Here is a 19,835-nt window from a genome sequence, read left to right on the forward strand (position 1 = left end):
AACGACGCGCTAGGCTTTGCTGTCGCCACCCTCGCTGCGCACGAACGACTGCAGCATCTCCAGCGGCAGCGGGAACACGATGGTTGCGGTCTTGTCGCTCGCGATGGCGGATAGCGTCTGCAGGTAGCGCAGCTGCATCGCCCCGCCCTGCCGCGCCAGCACCTGCGCCGCCTGCATCAGCTTTTCCGACGCCTGCAGTTCGCCTTCAGCATGGATCACCTTGGCGCGCCGCTCGCGCTCGGCCTCGGCCTGGCGCGCGATGGCGCGCACCATCGATTCGTCCAGGTCGACATGCTTGATCTCGACATTGGCGACCTTGATGCCCCAGGCGTCGGTCTGCGCGTCCAGCACGTGCTGGATATCGATGTTCAGCCGTTCGCGCTCGGCCAGCATTTCGTCCAGTTCGTGCTTGCCCAGCACCGAGCGCAGCGTGGTCTGCGCCAGCTGGCTGGTGGCTTCGAAGAAGTTCGCGACCTGGATGATGGCCTTGGCCGGATCGATCACGCGGAAGTACAGCACCGCGCTCACGCGCACGGACACGTTGTCGCGCGAGATGACGTCCTGCTTGGGCACGTCGTGCACGATGGTGCGCAGGTCGACCCGCACCATCTGCTGCAGCACCGGGATCAGGATGAACAGCCCGGGCCCCTTCACGGCCCAGAAGCGGCCGAGCTGGAACACGACGCCGCGCTCATACTCGCGCAGGATGCGCACCGACGACGCCAGCAGCACCGCCAGGATGATCACCAAAAAGCCGAATGAAAAGCCGAACTGGAACAGCATGGTCATGCTCCTTGTGCAGGGTTGTCTTCCGGTGCGACCTCCAGCACCGCTCCGCGCCGGGCCAGCACGCGAATGCGCTGTGAACGCAGGAGCGGCGTGGCCGTGGTCACGCGCCAGGTCTCGCCGCCAATGTTGGCCCAGCCATCGCGGGCGGCGTCGTCGAGCATCTCGCCGGTGCTGCCGACCAGCGCTTCGGCCCCGGTGACAGGCTTCCTGCGGCGCGAACGCAGGGCGACGCTGACGGTGCCGAACACCAGCAGCGCGGCCAGCACGCCGACTGTCGCCACCACCGCCAGCGGGATACCGAAGCCGGGCGCGCCGGTATCGAACAGCAGCAGCGCGCCGATGACGAAGGCGATCACGCCGCCCACGCCGATGGCGCCGAAGGTGGGCAGGAAGGCTTCCGCGACCATGAACGCGATCCCGAGCATGATCAGCGCCAGCCCCGAGTAGTTCACCGGCAGCAGCTGCAGGCCGTAGAGCCCGAGCAGCAGGCAGATGGTGCCGGTGACGCCGGGCGCGATCGCGCCGGGGCTCATGAATTCGAAGATCAGGCCATAGACCCCGACCGTCACCAGGATCAGCGCGAGGCTGGGGGTGGTGATCGCGGCCAGCAGCCGGGTGCGCCAGTTGGGCGGCTCGTTCTCGACCGGAGCGCCGGCGGTGTGCAGCACCCGCGCCTGGCCGGACACGGCGACGCTGCGGCCGTCGAGCAGCGCCAGCAGCCGTGGCAGGTCGGGCGCCACGTAATCGACCACGTGTTCCTTCAGCGCCTCGTCCGCCGACAGGCTCACCGCCTCGCGCACGGCGCGTTCAGCCCAGTCGGCATTGCGGCCGCGTAGCTGGGCCAGGCCGCGGATGTAGGCGGCGGCGTCGTTCATCTGCTTGTGCTCCATCGCGGACGGCGTGGCCTGCTTGTCGGCGACGCCGCCCGGGCCGACCGCCACCGGCGTCGCCGCACCCAGGTTGGTGCCGGGGGCCATGGCCGCGATGTGGCAGGCGTAGAGGATGTAGGTGCCGGCGCTGGCCGCGCGCGCGCCGCTCGGCGCGACGTAGCAGGCGACCGGCATCGGCGCGGTGAGAATGGCGCGGATGATGGCGCGCATGGAGGTGTCCAGGCCGCCGGGGGTGTCGATTTCGATCACGACCAGTTGGGCGCCGGCGCGCGCGGCATTGGAGATGCCAGTCGCAAGATAGCTGGCGTTGGCGGGACCGATGGCGCCGTCCACGGTGAGCGTGACGACCGGCGCGGGATGTATGGCCGGCGCTGGCGCGGCGGGCGCGAGCACACACAGGCATGCCGCAGCGAGCGCGGCAAGCAGTGTCAACGCCAGTCTGGACGAAGCCGATCGGATCATTCGCCCTCTCCACAATGGGATGGACGCCCCAACGCGGAGGCGTCACCATGCAGATTAGGACAAGGCTGTCGAATTGGCAAAGGATATGTTTGAAGACCGTCGTTTCCAGCACTGCTGGAAACGACTTCCCGGCACTGCCGGAAACGACTCCCGGCGCAGGCCGGGCCCCATAGGGCGCGTGCCAGGAGGCTCAGCATGGGGGATCAATGCCGGGGGCATTGATCCGCCTGCGCCGGGGCGACCGTGGATCTTCTTTGAAGGGAAACCTGACGCCGTCAGGCCAGCGACGGCCCGTCCATCGACTGGTAGACTTCAGCCGCCTCTTCCTGGATCTCGCGCAGGGTTTCTTCGTCGAGCACGAAGTCGAGCGCGCTGTCGGCGTGCGCCGGCGGCGGTGGCATCGGCGTGCCGAGCGGGGACGGCACCGGCGAATACTGGTTCGCCAGCAGCAGGGTGTCGGTGAGGCTGTCAGGCGGCATGTTCAGCCAGGCGCCGCGCACCTGGACGATGGCTTCGGCCACCGGCTCCGGCACCGCCAGCTTGCGCAGCACCTCGCGGCTGACCACGTCCTCGCACAGCTCGGCCCATTTCTCGGGATCGTCATCCAGCAGGCCAGGGAATTCGTCGGCGCGCGACAGCAGGTAGAAGCCGCCGACTTCATGCACGATGCCGGAGAACAGCGCGGTATCGGGATTGACGAAGGTGACGCGGCGCGCGAATGCCTCGGCCAGCGCGGCCACGTGGGCGGTGTGCTCCCACAGCTGCTCGACCTTGGCGCGCAGGCGCGGATCGACGATGCGGCTGCCGAACTGGCGCACCACCAGGCTGGCGACCAGCGCCTGCAGGCGGCGGTAGCCGATGCGCGACACTGCAGCACGAACGTTCGTAATGGCCGGGCCGCCGCCGCGGTTATAGGCAGCGGTATTGGCCAGCGCCACGGTGCGGGCGGCAAGTTGCGGTTCGCCCAGCACCAGCCGGATCGCATCTTCGAGATGGCAATCAGGGTCCTCCAGCGCCAGTTGCAGGCGCAGGACAGCGTTCACGCTGGTCGGGAAGATGATATCGCCGCGGGCGGCCTGGGCGGCGATATATCCAAAAGCTTCTATTCTGTTCACGTGGCAAATTATACGGTGCCAGCGAACGCTTGAGCTAACCGGCGCGGCGCGAAGTCGCGCTGCGACGCAAAAAAAATCGGAACCGTGGGCGCTGCACGACAATATGTGTCACGCGGTGACATACTCGCGCGACCGCGCCGGCCGCGCGCCGCTCACTTGACCTTGATCGCGCTTTTCACGCTGGTGACACCCTCCACGTCTTTCGCCACTTCGACCGCCCGGTCGGCGTCGGCCTTGGAATCGACGAAGCCGCTCAGCATCACCACGCCCTCCTCGGTTTTGACGTGGATGCCCATCGATTTCAGGTTCGGCTCGACGAACAGCTCAGCCTTGACCTTGGTGGTGATGGCGCTGTCGGACGCGACGCGGCCGGTTTCGTTGGCCGCCACGCGGCTGTCGCGGGCCGCCTTGTCCTTGGCGTTGTCAGCTTTGTCCGCAGCGGTAGACGCGGTGTCGCGCGTCTTCTCGCCAGCCCTGTCCATCGCGTTTTCGGTCTTGCGAGCCGCAGTCGAGGCGGCGTGGCGGGTCTTGTCGCCCGCCGTGTCCATCGTGCGCTCCGTCTTTTGTGCCGCATTCGAGGCAACCTCGCGGCTCTTCTCGCCGGCCCGGTCCATTGCGTTCTCCGTCTTGCGGGCGACGGTATGGGCTACCTCCTTGGTCTTTTCCACCGTGGCCTGTGCCAGCTCCTTCGTCTTCTCGGCAACGTTGGCGGCGGCCACCTTGGTCTTCTCGGTGGCGTTGGCAGTGGCAACGCGGGCGCGCTCGCCGGCTTCGTGCGATTTGTCGGCGGCGTCGGCGGTGGCTTCGCGGGTGCGCTCGCCGGCGCTGGCGGCGGCATCGGCAACCGGCGACGGTTTGGTCTGGACCAGGCAACCCGTGCGCGCATCGCCGCCCGCTTGCGCGCACTTGTCCGCCGCTCGTGCGGTGGTATCGCCGCCGCTGGCGGTCTGGCCGCTACCGCTCGCGCCGGTCGCGCCGACCTTCGACTTCGCATCCGCCAGCGCGGCCGTGTGCACCGAGCGCGCGTTGTTGATGCAGTTGTCCTTGTCGGCGCCGCTCATCGCGCCGCACTTTGCCTTGGCCACCGCGAAGTCGGCGTCGGCCACGCGGGCGCGGGCCTTCGACTGGCTTTCCTCGGTGCGGCTGTACTTGGCCAGCGCGTCGGCCTCGGTGCGGGTGCGCTCCGCCTTTGCTTCGGCCATGCAGACGTCCTTGTCATTGCCGCTCATGCTGTTGCATTTGGCAGAAGCAATCTTGTACTCGGCGGCAGCCTTTTGGGTCATGGCGCGGTAAGCGGCCGGGTCGTGATTCAGCGCTGCGGTCGGTGCAAATGCAAAACTGGAGCCGGCGGCGGTCGCCAGCAGAGCTGCAATGAACGGTTTCATGTGCGGGTCCCCTGCGTCAATGTTGTTGGTAGCAAGATTTAACGCCCGCCGCTCAGTACCATCTGTGCGACACCGAACACTTGTCGAAGAAACCACTCCGCGTGGCCGGACTGCTCAGTTGTCGGTAAGCAGTCCTTTGCGCCACAGCGGCAGCGCGTCCTCGAACGGCGCACTGTCCGGGCCGAAGATGGCGCCGTTGCGCGCCAGGGCCACCCAGGCGCGGGTATCGTGGCTGCCCCCCGGCACAGCCTGGTCGCAGCGGACCGATTCCAGCCAGCCGTAGATGCGGCCATAGTCTTGCGGATGGCGGTGCCGGGTCCAGGCCAGGGCGACGAGATCGGCATAGCCTTCTTCGCGCCGGGTCTCGCGCATCTGTTTGGCGGCGACCAGCAGCGACGGGTCGGACGCGGTCTGCACGCCAACCTCGACGAAACCGGCCGGCAGCGAATGCCAGGCGCCTTGCGCGTAGCGCCAGCAGTGGCCGATCTCGTGCGCGGCCATTGCTTCGATCAGTTCGCCGCGCGCTTCGGCCGGCACGCCGGACAGTACCTTCTCCGCACCGGGATTGCCGCGCAGCGACAGCACCAGCTTGCAGCGCTGATCCGCGAAGCCCATCGCCAGCGGCACGTCGCCTGCCTTGGCCTGCGGTTGGACCACGATATCGATGGGAAGGTTCAGCTGCTGCGCGTAGGACAGGACCGGGCCGGCGGCGCGCAGCCAGATGGTTTCCTGCTCGGTCAGTTCGGCGGCGGAGACGGTGGACGCCGCCAGTAGCAGCGGGACGAGGAAGTACTTGTACATCGTAGGTCTCCGGGATGGTACTGAATGCCTATTGGCAATTCTACGGTCGCGGAGGACCCTGCGAGCAGGTATATTTTTCGTTGTGGAAAAGAGGGCAAGTGTGTCAGGAATGCACGCTAGTTCTTTAGCTAGCTTAAAAACCGTCGTTCCCGCGCAGGCGGGGACCCATAGACACTGTGAGAAGTCGAATCTACGATCACCGCAGGCCCACTAGCTCAGCTTGGGTCCCCGCCTGCGCGGGAACGACGGAGTTTGCTTATTTCAAGGAAGCCGCAGTCGTGAACGCCGGCTTGATATCGTTCGGCACCTTGTTCATCTTGTCCAGCGCCTTCTGCACATCCGGCCGGATCACCACGTACTTGCTCATCAGCGCCTGCGCCCGCGCGTAATCGCCGGTCGCCTCGATCGTCAGGAACTCACGGTCGAGATCCGCCACCGCCTGCTTGATCTTCTTGAAGTCCACCGAGAACGTCCCGTCCCCGTGCGACACGAAGCCGCCGTGATCGAGCAGGAAGTTCATCTGAATCGCCATGCCGCGCGCGTGCGAGTCGGTCAGGCCGAAATGCAGCGTGCGGAAGGCCGAGGCCAGAAACGTGTTAAACAGTTTACGCTCGGCCGCCTCGCCCTGCCCCAGCGTGTCCTTCAGCTGGCCCTTGTCCATCATATAGGTCAGCGCCCACAGGCCGGTGATGTCGGCTTTCGCTTCCTCGATGGTCGAATACGCATCCTTCAAATCCTGGCGCGGCGTCGATGCCTTGTCGCCGTGGTGCGTGATGTGCGGCCCGAGGCCGTGCGTGATCTCGTGCGCGAGGATGTGGGTGAAGAAGGAATTGAAGTCGAGGTCCTTCTGGTCCTGCGGACGCAGCACCAGCCTGGTGATCGGCTTGAGCGTGGAATCGAACTTTGCCTCCTGCACGTTCTTCAGCATCACGCGCTTGGAGCCGCGCTTGCTGATCACCACCTCATCGTTGGGCAGGTTGTAGGCGGCGGTCTGCACGCCCATATTGCCGTCGCCGGCGCCATACACCTCGTTCACCACCACCATCGGCGCCAGCGCGCCCACCTTCGGATTGCGGTACTTGGGATCGAGCGGCAGGTTGTTCTCCAGCTCCTGCATATGCTTGCCGAAGAAGTTGAGCTTCGCGGTTTCCTTGGCGTCGCGGATGTTCACGTAGGCCTCGAACGCAGCCTTGTAGCCGAACAGCTCGTCGTTATAGGTCTCGTACGGGCCAATGGTGACGTCCACCGGCGAGTCCAGGTCCATCCACGCGAAATCCGAGGCGCGGTAGTCGTTGGACAGGAAGGCATCCGCGCGCAGGTTGAGGAATTTCTTGAGCGAGGCGTTTCCGGTTGCGGATGCGGCTTCGCGCAGCAGCTTGGCCAGCTTCTCCAGCTCCGGCTTGTATTCGTCGGAGTACTTCACGACCTTGAACTTGCCGTCCTGGCCCTTGCGGATCACGGTGTAGAACCACTCGGCCTGCTCCTTGTCCTTCGGCGGCAGGGAGTTCATCCACGCTTCCAGTTCCTGTTTGGTCGCGCCGGCCGGGTAGAAATTGGCGCCGGGCGGCTTGGCGGCCGGGATCTGGATGCCCGCGTACTCGGCCGGCATGAAGGACTTGTTATCGTCGATGATCGACCACGGCCCCTTGTTGATCCAGAAGTAGTTCTTGCGCGCGGCGCCGAGCGGGGACGCTTCCTTCTGCAGCGCGGCCCAGACAGTCTCGTTCCCGGACCAGCGCTGGCGCAGCTGGAGGGTGTCGACGATCTTCGCCGCTTCGATCAGCTTCTCGATGGCGGTGCGGTCGCCAGGGGACAGGGCCGAGGTATCGGCGTTCAAGTTGATCGGCGCGAAGCGGCTGGCCATCGTGTTCAGCTGCTGGACGTCCGGCGTGGCGGCGAAGGCGGTGCTGGCGGCTGCTGCCAGCACGACGGGAGCGAAGAGTTTGTTCATGGGGCCTCGGGTGGGTGAGAACGGTGGAATTGTAATCCCAACCACGAGGCAAATAAACGTCATGACAACGTCTGTATGCGGAGCGTTGCCGCTCTCGCCAAAACGTCGTCCCCGCGGGAGGCGGGGACCCATACTGAGCGTGCCGGATACCGGCGCTTCTTCGACCGATCACGCGGTCTATGGGGGATCAATACCGGGGCATTGATCCGCCTGCGCGGGGACGACGGTTACTTTTATTTGGCGTCAGCCTGCGCCACCGCCGGCGAGGACGCCTGCGCCGTCCAGCCACCACCCAGCGAGCGCGCCACCGCCACCGCGGCCAGCAAGCGCTGCGTCGCAATCTGCGCTCCCGCACGTTCCGCCTGCAGCGCGCTGCGCTGCGCATCCGTCACGTCCAGATAGGTCGACACGCCGCGCTGGTATCGCGTCTGCGCCACCAGCAGCGCGCGTTCCGCGGCCTGGCGCGCTTCGTCCTGCACCGCACCCTGCTTCTGGCGCTGCTCCACGTCGGACAACGCATCTTCCACTTCACGCAGCGCCGTCAGCAGGCGGCCTTTGTGGTTCGCCACCGCTTCGTCGTAGCGCGACTTGGCCAGCGCCAGGTTGGCGCGATTGCGCCCGCCATCGAAGATCGGCAGCGACAAGGCCAGCGGCCCCACCGAGAACTGGCGCGCGCCCGCCGAGGTGATATCGCGCAGGCTCTCCGAAGCGTAGCCAAAATTACCGGTCAGCGAGACCGACGGATAGAAGGCGCCCTCCGCCACGCCGATCTGCGCATTCGATGCGCGCAGCCCCGCCACGCTTTCGGCCAGGTCAGGACGCTGCGACAGTACCGTCGCCGGCACGCCGACCGGGATCGCCGGCGGTTGCGGCAGCTTCACGCTGTCGAGCGCCGCCACCAGAGGCACGCTCGGCGATGCGCCGACCAGTACCGCCAGACCGTGCTCGACCTGGTTGCGCTGGCGCTGCACTTCCTGCAAATCCGCTTCCGCGTTAGCCCGTTCGACCCGCGCCCGCGACACATCCAGCTCGTTGGTCAGGCCGGCGTTGAAGCGCGCCTCGACCAATTGCTGCGCCTCCTTGCGGCTGCCCAGCGCATCGCGCAGGACCGCCATTTCTGCATCCAGCCCGCGCAGCTGCCAGTAGGCGCTGGCGACCTGGCCGGACAACATCAGCAGCACGCCGTCACGGTCATATTGCGCCGCCAGCGCCTGCGCATCCGCCGCCTCGACCACGCGCCGCACACGGCCCCACAGGTCCAGTTCCCACGACAGCGAAGCGCCGGCCGTGTACTGGTTACCGGTGATCGAACGGTGGCCGAGCGCGGCCCCCTGCGGCGTCTCCGCCGAGGTGCGCGAGTTCGACACGCCTGCACCCACCGACACCTGCGGCAGCGCGGAGGCGCGCGTCACGCCGAGCTGCGACTGCGCCTGCAGCAGCCGCTGGGCGCTGGCCAGGACGCCGGGATTGTCGCGCAGTGCGCGCTGTTCCAGGGTGTTGAGCGTGTCGTCGCCGAACACGGTCCACCAAGCGGCGGGCAGGCGCGCAGTATCGCTTTGCGCAGCGGCGTGGCGCCAGGCCGGGTTGTCGATGCCCTGCGGTGCGACGAAGTCCTTGCCGACCGTGCCGCAACCGGTGAGCGCCGCCGCTACCGCCAGCGCGAGTGCGCCTTGAACAAAAGGTTTGATCATGTCTTCTTCACTCCAAATCAATGCGCGCCCGAAGCGCCGCCCGGCGACTTCACTTTGTCCGCCAGCCAGACCGCTGCGATCGAACCGATCAGCACCAGCCCAACGATCAGGAAGCCGTCGTTGTACGCCATCACATACGATTCGCGCCGCACCAGGTTGTCGACCACGCGCAGCGCCTTGTCGGCCGCGCCGGCCGGGTCGATGCCGTTGCTGATGAATGCCTGGGTCAGCTGGTCCAGCCGCTGCTGCGTGGGCAGCGCGTAGTTCGACACCGACTCGCCGAGGCGCGCCGAATGGAAGTGCTCGCGGTTGGTCAGCGCGGTGGCCAGCAGCGCGATGCCGATCGAGCCGCCGAGGTTACGGGTCATGTTGAACAGGCTCGAGGCCGACGACATGTCCTTGGGCTGCACGCCCTGCATCGCGAAGTTCGACAGCGTCAGCATCACGAAGGGCTGGCCGATCGCGCGGATCACCTGCGTCACGATCAGCTGGTCGTAGCCGGTGGACGCATCCATGAAAGCGTTCATCACGCACGAGCCGCCAAACAGCAGCAGGCCGAAAGTGCACATGATGCGGTTGTCCACCTTCGACGACAGCGCCGCCGCAATCGGCATTACGAACAGCTGCGGAAAGCCCATCCAGGCGATCACCTCGCCGATCTGCATCGGCGTGTAGTTGGCGATCTGGCCAAGGTACAGCGGCAGCAGGAAGGACGAGCCGTACAAGCCCATGCCGATCACCGCCGACAGCGCGGTCGCGACCAGGAAGTTGCGCTGGCCATACAGGTTCAGGTTCACGAACGATTTTTGCCGCGAAAAGCTCAGCGCCACCCAAGCCAGGATGCCGAACAGCGCCAGCGCCGCGAAAGTGATGATGAACTGCGAATCGAACCAGTCCTTGCTGTTGCCCTCTTCCAGGAAGATGGTCAGGCTGCCCAGGCCGATCGCCATCATGCTGATGCCGAGCCAGTCGGCGGTGACCAGCGAGGGGATGTCGGTCGGCTCCGGGTCCATTCCCCACACCATGCCGGCGATGAGCAGCACTCCGGGCACCCAGTTGATGTAGAAGATCGACGGCCAGCCGTAGAGATCGGTCAAGTAGCCGCCCAGCGTCGGGCCCATGGCCGGCGCCAGCGTCGCGGTCAGGCCGAAGATCGCGAATCCCACGGCGCGCTTGCTAGCCGGCAGGCGCGTCATCACCAGCGTCATCGCCATCGGGATCAGCGCGCCGCCGGTGAAACCCTGCAGCATGCGGAACACGATCATGCTCGGCAGGTTCCAGGCCGCGCCGCACAGCGTCGAGAACAGCAGGAACAGCGCGGTGGTGCCGATCAGGTAGCGGCGCGCGCCGAATGCGCGGGTGAACAGCGCGGTCATCGGGATCACCACGATCTCCGCGCACAGGTAGGCGGTGGAGATCCACGAGCCCTCTTCCTGCGTCGCCGCCAGGGTGCCCAGGATGTCCTTGAGCGAGGAGTTGGTGATCTGGATGTCGAGCACCGCCATGAACGCGCCGAGCATGCCGGCGGCGACCGCGATCCAGGTGCGCGCGGGGACCTTGGCGCCGTTGGGCGGCGCGCCCGGGACCGGCGTCGGCTGCTTGTCGGAGGCCATGGAAGTCCTTACTTGAGCGGCACTTCGGCCACGACCGATTCACCCGGCACCAGGCGGCCGTCGAAGCGCTGGATGTCGGCCGGGTCGAGCGTGATCTTGACCGGCACGCGCTGCACGATCTTGGTGAAGTTGCCGGTGGCGTTATCGGCCGGGAGCAGCGCGAACTGGTTGCCCGACGCCGGCGAGAAGCTGTCGACGTGGCCGACCAGCTTCTGGCCCGGGAGCGCGTCCACTTCCAGGTTCACGGCCTGGCCCGGCTTCAGGCCGGCAAGCTGGGTCTCCTTGAAGTTGGCGACCACCCACACATTGTTCTGCACGATCGCGGCCAGCTGTTGGCCCGGCTGCACGCGCGCGCCCACTTCCACGCTGCGCTTGCCGATGCGGCCCGCCACCGGCGCCACGATCTTGTTGTAGCCGAGCTGCTGCTGGGCGTCCTTCAGCTGCGCCTGCAGCACCTTGATTTGCGCCTTGAGCACATCGCGCGCCGAACCGGCAGCGCCCACCTGGGCCTGCGCGGCCGCGGCAGCATCCTTGCGCGCAGCGACGTCGGCGGCGGCGCTGGTGCGCGCGGCGATGGCGGCGTCCACTTCGGCCTTCGACACGGCCTTCATCTGGTCGGTGTACAACTGGCTGAAACGCTCGGCGTCCTGGCGTGCGCGCAGGGCCTGGGCCTGCGACTGCGTCACCTGGGCGGCTGCGGCCTGGGCCTGGGCGCGGGTCTGCGCGATCTGGGCTTCCGCCTGCAGCACCTGCTGCTGGGCGCTGGCGATCTGCGCTTCGATCTGTTCGACGCGCACGTGCTGGTCAGCCGGGTCGAGTTCGGCGATGGTGTCGCCTTCCTTGACGAGCTGGTTATCTTCCACCAGCACGCGCGTGACCACCCCGCCGATGCGGGCGGACACCGGGTGCACGTGGCCGGTGACGTAAGCATTGTCGGTCTCGACGAAATAGTGGCTGCGATACCACATGCGGCCGCCCGCGAACAGCGCGGCCAGCGCGATCACGGCCACCACGCCCAGCACCCGCATGTTGGGCGGGGTCTTGCCGGCCGCCGCCGGCGCTGCGCCAGGGGCAGCGGGCGGGACCGCCGAAAGATTCTTGTGCTCGCCTGCGGCTTGGGTCTGTGCCATGGAACGACTCCGAAAAATGAAATGGTTTATGCGCATTATTGGACAGGATTCGGCAGAAGTCAAGAAATGAAACGGTTGCATTTCATTCGAGCTTGGTCTAAAGTTGGAGCCATGAGTACTTCTACGCCAGAAATTTCCCCGTCCAAGGCCGCCGGCCGGCCCAAGGCCTGCGAGCTCGTTGCGCGCATGCACGACCTGATCGAGTGCGCCGGCGCATTGTTCCTCAAATACGGCTACACCAAGACCAGCCTGGAGGCCATCGCGCGCGAAGCCCACGTGGCGGTGCGCACCATCTACGTCAAGTTCGGCGGCAAGGCCGGGCTGCTCAACGCCGTCATCCAGTCCCGCCGGGACCGCTTCTTCAAAGTGCAGGACATGGACACCGATCCGCGTCCTTTCAAGGAGGTGATTGACGATTTCGCACGCCAGTTCCATACCTTGCTGCAGGCGCCGGAAGCGATCAGCCTGCAGCGGGTGGTCATCGCGGAAGCGGCGTCCAACCCGGAACTGGCCAAGGCTTTCCAGGATGCGGGCCCGGGCGCGACGCGCGACATGCTCAGCCGTTATTTTGCCCGCTCGGAGATCCGCGCGCAGCTGCGTGAAGACCTGCCCTTCCACATGCTGCCCGGTTTCCTGCTCACCTGCATCAATGGCGATCCCCTGATCCGCTTCCTCACGCCGGCGCCCACCCAGAGCAAGGAAGAACTGCAGCGTGCGCTGGACGAACGCCTGTCCCTGTTTTACCGCGCGGTGCTGCGCGAGGCTTGAGCGCCGGAAATTGTGTTAGGCATCGCACGGAGCGTTTAGCTCGGCGCGCGCAAACTGTGTTTCTTTCGAGGAGGATGTCATGTACACCAACAACAAGATCACAGCGGTGCGCCGGGGGGAAGCAGCATGAGCAAATCGGCACGTTACGAATGGCGCGATCAGCAGGCAGCCCTGCATGAGCGCATGAAAGGTTTCCTGGAAAATCCGGGCAATGAGCAGTTGGATGCGGTGGTGGCCGAGATGCGCGCCTACGCGGCGGCGGCCCAGGCGGGCAATATCGAGATACCGCAGCGGTTTGTCAGTTACAGTTGAATAGCAGAGTCGGAAAAGAGCCGCCCCGCGCAAGCCGGGCGGCTTTTTTTGAGATACCGTCGTTCCCGCGCAGGCGGGCCCCCCCATTTTCCCCGCGCAGCGAGAAAAACGAACGCAGTGGTCTGCATGAGTAATGGGGTTCCCGCCTGCGCGGAACGACGGTCAGTCTGTATTTGCGAGCTTACGCGGCAGCGTCACCCTGAAGCAGCAGCCGCGCGCGCCATTTGGCAGACATCGCGCGTCGCCGCCGTGACGGCGCGCCACCTGGCGCACCAGGGCGAGGCCGAGGCCGACGCCGCCGGCCGCTTCGCTGGCGCCGGCGATCCGGTAGAAGGGCTCGAAGATCCGCTCGCGTTCCGCTTCCGGGATCCCGGGGCCGCTATCGCACACGTCCAGCACCGCCATCCCTTCCGAAGCTGACAGCCTGGCTTCGATTTCGGAACCGCCGCCGTAGCGCGCCGCGTTTTCCAGCAGGTTGCGGATCATCCGGCGCAGCAGCTTAGGCTCGCCATCGAGGACCAGCGGCTGCGCCTCCAGCGCGGCATTCACGCGCGCGCACTCCTCGGCCACCAGGCCGGCCAGGTCGACCTCTTCCCGGCACGGCGCCGGAAGCCCGCCGGCATCGAGGCGGCTGGCGAGCAGCACTTCGTCGATCAACTGGTCGAGCTCCGCGACGTTGCGCCGCAGTTCGGCGCCGATCGCGGGCGGCGCCTTTTCGGCCATCAGCTCGGCCGCCATGCGGATGCGCGCCAGCGGCGAGCGCAGCTCGTGCGAGGCATTCGCCAGCAGCGACTTCTGCGCCGTCATCAGCGTCTCGATCCGCGCCGCCGCATCATTGAAGCTGGTCGCCAGCCGCGCCACTTCGTCGTCACCCTCCACCGCGACGCGGGTCGACAGCTCTCCCTTGCCCCAGGCGTCGACGCTGCGCTCCAGCCGCTCCAGGCGCGAGGTCAGGCGGCGGATGACGGGATAGGCGCCGATCGCGACCACCAGTGCGATCACGCTCAACATCATCACCAGCCCCATCAAATGCATGCGCGGGCCGACCACGGCATAGCCGGCCTTGATGGGATCGAAACGCAGGTGTGCCAGCGCGAACATGAGGGTAGCCACGAACAGGCTGGCCAACAGCGCGAGGTAGATGCGGACGTGCAGGCGCCCGCGCGGCGCGGCTTCAGGCATCCTGCACCTTGGCGAACACGTAGCCGGCGCCGCGCACGGTCACGATACGGCGCGGCTGTTTGGCGTCGTCCTCGATAGCGGCGCGCAGGCGGCCGATGTGGACGTCGATCGAGCGGTCGAAGGGATCGCAGGCCTCGCCTTTGACGGCGTCCATGAGCTGTTCGCGCGACAGCACGCGGCCGGCCCGCTCGGCCAGCGCGACCAGCAAGTCGAACTGGTAGGCCGTCAGCGGCCGCACGCTGCCGTCGAGGCGCACCAGCCGCGCGCCGAGGTCGATTTCAAGACGGCCGAAGCGCAGCAGTCCTTCCTGGCTTGCGACCGCCAGCGGAGGACGGCGCAGCACGGCGCGCAGGCGCGCCAGCAGTTCGCGCGGCTCGAAAGGCTTGGGGAGGTAGTCGTCGGCGCCGATCTCGAGGCCGACGACGCGGTCGAAGGGATCGCCCTTGGCGGTCAACATCACGACAGGGATCGAACGCAGCGGCGCGGCGAGCGCGCGGATCTGGCGGCATACGTCCAGTCCGTCCGCATCCGGCAGCATCAGGTCGAGCAGCACCAGCTCGACGCCCTCGCCATCACGCTGCAGCGCGGCCAGGCCGGCTTGCGCGGTGGCGGCGTGCCGCACCTCGAAACCGTGCGGCACGAGGTAAGCGGCCACCATGCCGGCCAGCCGCTCGTCGTCTTCGATCATCAGGACATGATGGAGCATGCGCGCATCATACCTCAGTGCATGAGCTTGCCCATCTGCTGGCCGCAGCTCGCCCGCTGGGCAGGGGTGAGCAGCTCGGCCCCGTCTTCGGCCGCCGCCAGCACGCGCCGGCTGATGAAGTCCATGCGCTGCATCTGCTCGGCGCGGACTTGTTCGAGCGCGCCGCGGTCGATGACCGCCGCCGTCAGAAGCTCGTGCGCGCGGGCGTGGCCCTGGTCCAGCTGCTCGTGCGCGGCCCGCACGTCGGCCATGGCCGCCTTGGCGATGGCGGACAGGCGCGTCTTCTGGTCCGCACTGGCGTCGGCGGCGCACTGCTCGATCATCTGGTTGATGTGGGCATCCATGGCCGCTGGGCTCATCGGCATGTGGCCGCGATGCCCATGCATGGCCTGTCCGCCAAAAGCGACGCCGGTCAGGACGGCGCCAGCCGCCACGGCAAGCGCCGCCGCAGCCCAGCGGCGCTTCGAGCGCGGTGCGGCAGATTGGTTCGTGTTCGTCTCGTTCTTCGTGTTCATCGCTGACCCTCAGTGAGTTGGTGTGTTCCCACTGTAGGGCCGGCGTTTTTCCGGCTGATGTGTGCCGTGTAAAGTTTTATGAAGCGCCAGCCGGCTTGCCAAGCGACTGCTTCGCAAGCGCAGCCAGGTCGAGGTCGCCGTCCCCCTGCTCCACCGCGCGCAGAAGGTTGTCGCGTACCGCCTGGCCGGACGCCGCCAGCACGCCCTTCGGCCGCGCGGCGTCCAGCGCGAGGTTCACGTCCTTGAGCCCCAGCGTCAGCTTGAACCCGGCCGGGCTGTAGCGCTGCTGCCCGATCATCGCGCCATAGCCCTTGTACACGGGCGAGCCGGCGAACAGGGTGTTGGTCAGCAGGTCGAGAAAGTCGCCGGACGGGATGCCGTACGCGCCCGCCAGCGCCGACGATTCGCCCATCGCTTCGATTGCACAAATCAACGCCAGATTGACGCCAAGCTTGACCGCGTTGGCCTGCTCCGGTGTGTCGCCGAAGCGCCAGGTCTTCTGCCCCATCAGGTCGAAATACGGCTGCACGCGCTCGATCAGCTGTGCCGGCCCCGCGGCCACGATATTCAGCTTGCCCGCTTCGGCCACGTCCACCCGGCCCAGCACCGGCGCAGCCAGGTAGCCGATGCCGCGCTCGGCGTGCGCCTTTTCCATCTCACGCGCAAACTCGACCGATACGGTGGCCATGTTCACGTGGATGGCGCCGGCCGGCATCGCAGCGAGCGCGCCGCCGTCGTACAGCACGGCGCGCGTGGCCGCATCGTCCGCCAGCATGGTGAACAGCACGTCGACGCGCGCCGCTTCGGCCGGGCTTGCGGCAGCCTGCGCGCCCTTGGCGACCAGTTCCTGCACCGGCTGCTGGCCGCGGTTCCACACAAGCAGCGGCTCGCCCGCACGCAGCAGGTTGGCGGCCATGCCGCGCCCCATCCCGCCAAGCCCGATAAATCCAATCGTCATGTCATCCTCCGCGCGGCGACGCCGCTTCCGCAGGATTAGAGCAGGATTGGGCGGACCATGGCAACGCAAATAAAAAACCGGGACACGCGGTCCCGGTTCCTCGTTGCGCCGGCGGTGGCGTCAAGGCGCGGGCAGCGCCGCCTTGTCCCCGCGCAGCGCGTTGACGATTTGCGCCACCGAAGTCGCATGCGCGTGCATGGTGCCGGCGGCGTGCGAACTCTGTTCCACCAGCTCGACAGTCTGGCGGTTGGTCCGCTCGACGTCGACGATGGTCTGGTTGACGGTCTCGATGCCGTCGCGCTGGTCGCGGCTGGCGACCGAAATCGCGGCCATGATCTCGGCCACCTGCTTCACCGACTGCACGATCTGCTCCATGGTGCGGCCGGCCTTGTCCACCAGTTCGCTGCCGGCATCGACCTGCCCGACCGAGTCGCCGATCAGCTGCTTGATTTCCTTCGCGGCCTGGGCGCTGCGGTGCGCGAGGCTGCGCACTTCGGTCGCCACGACCGCGAATCCGCGCCCCTGCTCGCCGGCGCGCGCCGCTTCCACGGCGGCGTTCAACGCGAGGATATTGGTCTGGAACGCGATCCCGTCGATCACCCCGATGATGTCTTCGATCTTGCGCGAACTCGCGCGGATCGAGGCCATGGTGGTGACCACGTTCGACACGACGTCGCCGCCGGCCAGCGCCACCGACGATGCCGACGACACCAGCTCATTGGCCAGCGCGGCGTGATCGGCATTTTGCTTGACGGTGTCGGTCAGGCTTTTCATGGCGACCGTGGCGTGCTCCAGGCTCGATGCCTGCGCCGTGGCACTGGACGACACCGTGGCATTGCCCGAGGCGACATCGCCCGAGGCCGACGTGATCAGCTGCATGCCGTGCGCGATCTTGTCGGCGGTGTGGCGCATCGTATCCAGGGTCTCCTGCAAGGCCGCGCTGCTGTCGACCACCGCCGTCGAATCGTGCTTCATGCGTACCGCCAGGTAGGACAGCACGCCCGCCTCGACCACCACGTAGGCGGCGTGGATCAGCACACGGTCCAGCCCCGGGTGGGCGAAGCAGATGGTGGGATAGCCCCACTGCTGCAGGTAGTTGAAGGACAGGTGGTGCACCGCGACGACGCCGGCCGCGGCAATGACCACGCCCCAGTCCTGGTAGCACACGAGGAAGGCGAGCAGCACGAAGATACCGAAGTGTAGTTCGATCTGGCCGTGGGTCTGCTGGATGTTCAGCGCGCAGAACAGCATCAGCGCGATGCCGACCGCGTAGCGGCTGGCGACGCTTCCCGGCGCGACGAGGACAAGGACGGTCGGCACGGCGGCGATCGCCCCGCCAAGAAGCGTGGCGAGGGCCAGCGAATCGAAGCTGAAACCCAGCGCCATCGTGAACAGGAAGAGCGCCCATAAGACCGGCACGAACATCTTGTCTGCGCGGACGAAATGCGCTTGCGGGTTGTTGGCTGCGCTGGTCGTCATCGTTCCCCTCTCTACTGATGTTTGGCCGTGAATTGTTGCTCAAAAGCTTAGGCCAGCTTAGCAGTAGAAATTGCAGCGTGTAAAGTTTGTTGGTGCCGTGATAATTGCGACTGTCGCCGTTCTGCATCAGGTGAAAATTCACATCCTTTTGCGGGCACGCCGTGAGCAAATCGCTACGTCGTTCCGCCTGCGCGGGAACGACGGTAACTTTTTCAAAACTTTACATAGACAGCAAAAAAACCGGGGCACCTGGCCCCGGTTTTGTATTGACTGCTTTCGCCGATCAACGCTTGCGCGGCGGCGGCAGGTCGGTGCAGACGCCTTCGTAGGCTTCCGCCGCCATGCCGATCGACTCGCCCAGCGTCGGGTGCGGGTGGATGGTCTTGCCGATGTCGGTACCATCCGCGCCCATCTCGATCGCCAGCGCGACCTCGCCGATCATGTCGCCGGCGCCGGTGCCGACGATGGTGCCGCCGACGATGCGGTGGGTCTCGGCGTCGAACAGCAGCTTGGTGAAACCTTCAGTGCGGTCGTTCGCCGTCGCGCGGCCGCTCGCGGCCCACGGGAAGTGGCCCTTCTCGACCGCGATGCCCTTGGCCTTGGCTTCGTCTTCGGTGATGCCGACCCATGCCACTTCCGGATCGGTGTAGGCCACCGACGGGATCACCTTGGCGTCGAACCAGGCCTTCTCGCCATGCGCCGCTTCGGCCGCGACGTGGGCCTCATGCACCGCCTTGTGCGCCAGCATCGGCTGGCCGACCACGTCGCCGATCGCGAAGATGTGCGGGACGTTGGTGCGCATCTGGCCGTCGACGTTGATGAAGCCGCGGTCGGTCACCGCCACGCCGGCTTTGTCGGCGGCGATCTTCTTGCCGTTCGGCGAGCGGCCCACGGCCACCAGCACCATGTCGTACAGCTGCGGTTCCGGTGCGGTGGCGCCGGCTTCGGCGGCTTCGAAGGTGACCTTGATCCCCTCCGGCAGCGCTTCCACGCCGACCGTTTTCGTCTTGAGCATGATGCGGTCGAAGCGGTACTCGTTACGCTTCTGCCAGACCTTGACGGCCTCGCGGTCGGCGCCCTGCATCAGGCCGTCCATCATCTCGACCACGTCGATGCGCGAGCCGAGCGTGGAGTACACGGTCGCCATCTCCAGGCCGATGATGCCGCCGCCGATGACCAGCATCTTCTTCGGCACCTGGCGCAGTTCGAGCGCGCCGGTGGAGTCGACGATGCGCGGATCTTCCGGCACGAACGGCAGCTTCACCACGGCCGAGCCGGCGGCGATGATCGCCTTCTGGAACTGGACCACTTTCTTGCTGCCGTCTGCCGCGGTCACCTCGATGTGGTTCGGGCTGACGAACTGGCCGACGCCCTGCACCACGTTGACCTTGCGCGCCTTGGCCATGCCGGCCAGGCCGCCGGTCATTTTCTTGATGACGCTGTCCTTGTAGCCGCGCAGCTTGTCGATGTCGACGTCCGGCTTGGCGAAGGTAACGCCGTGGTCGCCCATGTGCGCCGTCTCGTCGATCACGGCGGCCACGTGCAGCAGCGCCTTGGACGGGATGCAGCCCACGTTCAGGCACACGCCGCCAAGGGTCGCGTACTTCTCGACCAGCACCGTGTTCATGCCCAGGTCGGCCGAGCGGAAGGCGGCCGAATAGCCGCCGGGCCCGGCGCCGAGCACCATCATTTCGCATTCGACGTCGACCTTGCCGGCGTAGCTGGATGCTGCAGGAGCCGGCGCTGCCGGGGCAGCGGCGGCGGGCGCCGGCGCCGGTGCGGCCGACGGGGCCGGAGCCTGCGCGGCTGGCGCCGGTGCGGCCGCGGCCGGAGCGGCGGCTGCGCCGGCGCCCTCTTCAATCAGCAGCACGACGTTGCCTTCATTGATCTTGTCGCCGACCTTGACCTTCAGCTCCTTGACCACGCCCGCGTGGCTGGAGGGGATCTCCATGCTGGCCTTGTCCGATTCGACGGTGACCAGCGACTGGTCGACCTTGATGGTGTCGCCCGGCTTGACCAGCAGCTCGATGACTTCGACGTCCTTGAAGTCGCCGATATTAGGGACTTTTACTTCGACTGTGCTCATTC

General features: G+C 66.6%; 17 protein-coding genes. 2 read left to right on the plus strand and 15 right to left on the minus strand.

Annotated elements, in window-relative coordinates:
* Positions 1-9: 9 nt before the first annotated feature.
* From NX778_RS09340 to NX778_RS09380, 9 genes are all read right to left on the minus strand, one after another.
* The gene (locus tag NX778_RS09340; protein ID WP_258811757.1) at positions 10-783 is read right to left on the minus strand and encodes a slipin family protein; all 774 of its coding nucleotides are present in this window, start codon (positions 781-783) and stop codon (positions 10-12) included.
* A 2-nt stretch (positions 784-785) separates the two neighbouring features.
* Positions 786-2,141, minus strand: coding sequence for an NfeD family protein (locus tag NX778_RS09345; protein WP_258811452.1), 1,356 nt, complete (start codon positions 2,139-2,141; stop codon positions 786-788).
* A 275-nt stretch (positions 2,142-2,416) separates the two neighbouring features.
* Positions 2,417-3,256, minus strand: a complete 840-nt coding sequence (locus NX778_RS09350) for an HDOD domain-containing protein (RefSeq protein ID WP_258811453.1) — start codon at positions 3,254-3,256, stop codon at positions 2,417-2,419.
* 152 nt (positions 3,257-3,408) lie between these two features.
* The gene (locus tag NX778_RS09355; RefSeq protein WP_258811454.1) at positions 3,409-4,641 is read right to left on the minus strand and encodes a BON domain-containing protein; all 1,233 of its coding nucleotides are present in this window, start codon (positions 4,639-4,641) and stop codon (positions 3,409-3,411) included.
* Between the two features lie 114 nt (positions 4,642-4,755).
* Positions 4,756-5,442 carry a hypothetical protein gene (locus NX778_RS09360; protein WP_258811455.1) on the minus strand — a complete coding sequence of 229 codons (687 nt, stop codon included), beginning with the start codon at positions 5,440-5,442 and terminating at the stop codon, positions 4,756-4,758.
* Between the two features lie 256 nt (positions 5,443-5,698).
* Positions 5,699-7,393 carry a DUF8614 domain-containing protein gene (locus tag NX778_RS09365; protein WP_258811456.1) on the minus strand — a complete coding sequence of 565 codons (1,695 nt, stop codon included), beginning with the start codon at positions 7,391-7,393 and terminating at the stop codon, positions 5,699-5,701.
* A 233-nt stretch (positions 7,394-7,626) separates the two neighbouring features.
* A complete protein-coding gene (locus NX778_RS09370; protein ID WP_258811457.1) occupies positions 7,627-9,084 on the minus strand; it encodes an efflux transporter outer membrane subunit in 1,458 nt (485 codons plus the stop codon).
* Positions 9,085-9,101: 17 nt separating this feature from the next.
* Entirely contained in the window at positions 9,102-10,697 is a 1,596-nt protein-coding gene (locus NX778_RS09375) for a DHA2 family efflux MFS transporter permease subunit (RefSeq protein WP_258811458.1), read from the minus strand.
* Positions 10,698-10,705: 8 nt separating this feature from the next.
* Entirely contained in the window at positions 10,706-11,827 is a 1,122-nt protein-coding gene (locus tag NX778_RS09380; RefSeq protein ID WP_258811459.1) for an HlyD family secretion protein, read from the minus strand.
* Between the two features lie 111 nt (positions 11,828-11,938).
* On the opposite strand from NX778_RS09380, the gene NX778_RS09385 reads away from it, so the two are divergent.
* Positions 11,939-12,595, plus strand: coding sequence for a TetR/AcrR family transcriptional regulator (locus tag NX778_RS09385; RefSeq protein ID WP_258811460.1), 657 nt, complete (start codon positions 11,939-11,941; stop codon positions 12,593-12,595).
* A 126-nt stretch (positions 12,596-12,721) separates the two neighbouring features.
* A complete protein-coding gene (locus NX778_RS09390; RefSeq protein WP_258811461.1) occupies positions 12,722-12,907 on the plus strand; it encodes a hypothetical protein in 186 nt (61 codons plus the stop codon).
* A 162-nt stretch (positions 12,908-13,069) separates the two neighbouring features.
* On the opposite strand, the gene NX778_RS09395 is transcribed toward NX778_RS09390, so the two are convergent.
* The 6 genes from NX778_RS09395 to lpdA all read right to left on the minus strand — a co-directional run bounded on the left by NX778_RS09395 (position 13,070) and on the right by lpdA (position 19,833).
* A complete protein-coding gene (locus NX778_RS09395) occupies positions 13,070-14,089 on the minus strand; it encodes a HAMP domain-containing sensor histidine kinase (protein WP_258811462.1) in 1,020 nt (339 codons plus the stop codon).
* The gene (locus NX778_RS09400) at positions 14,082-14,795 is read right to left on the minus strand and encodes a winged helix-turn-helix domain-containing protein (protein WP_258811463.1); all 714 of its coding nucleotides are present in this window, start codon (positions 14,793-14,795) and stop codon (positions 14,082-14,084) included. The genes NX778_RS09395 and NX778_RS09400 overlap by 8 nt, the downstream gene beginning before the upstream one ends.
* Before the next feature lie 14 nt (positions 14,796-14,809).
* Positions 14,810-15,310, minus strand: coding sequence for a periplasmic heavy metal sensor (locus NX778_RS09405; protein ID WP_258811464.1), 501 nt, complete (start codon positions 15,308-15,310; stop codon positions 14,810-14,812).
* Between the two features lie 76 nt (positions 15,311-15,386).
* Positions 15,387-16,268, minus strand: coding sequence for an NAD(P)-dependent oxidoreductase (locus NX778_RS09410; RefSeq protein ID WP_258811465.1), 882 nt, complete (start codon positions 16,266-16,268; stop codon positions 15,387-15,389).
* A gap of 120 nt (positions 16,269-16,388) precedes the next feature.
* The gene (locus NX778_RS09415; protein WP_258811466.1) at positions 16,389-17,747 is read right to left on the minus strand and encodes a methyl-accepting chemotaxis protein; all 1,359 of its coding nucleotides are present in this window, start codon (positions 17,745-17,747) and stop codon (positions 16,389-16,391) included.
* Positions 17,748-18,030: 283 nt separating this feature from the next.
* Positions 18,031-19,833: a dihydrolipoyl dehydrogenase gene (gene lpdA / locus NX778_RS09420; protein WP_258811467.1), complete on the minus strand. Its 1,803-nt coding sequence runs from the start codon at positions 19,831-19,833 to the stop codon at positions 18,031-18,033.
* Positions 19,834-19,835 lie beyond the last annotated feature (2 nt).

It is taken from the genome of Massilia terrae (genome assembly GCF_024753145.1).
GTDB lineage: Bacteria > Pseudomonadota > Gammaproteobacteria > Burkholderiales > Burkholderiaceae_D > Telluria > Telluria terrae.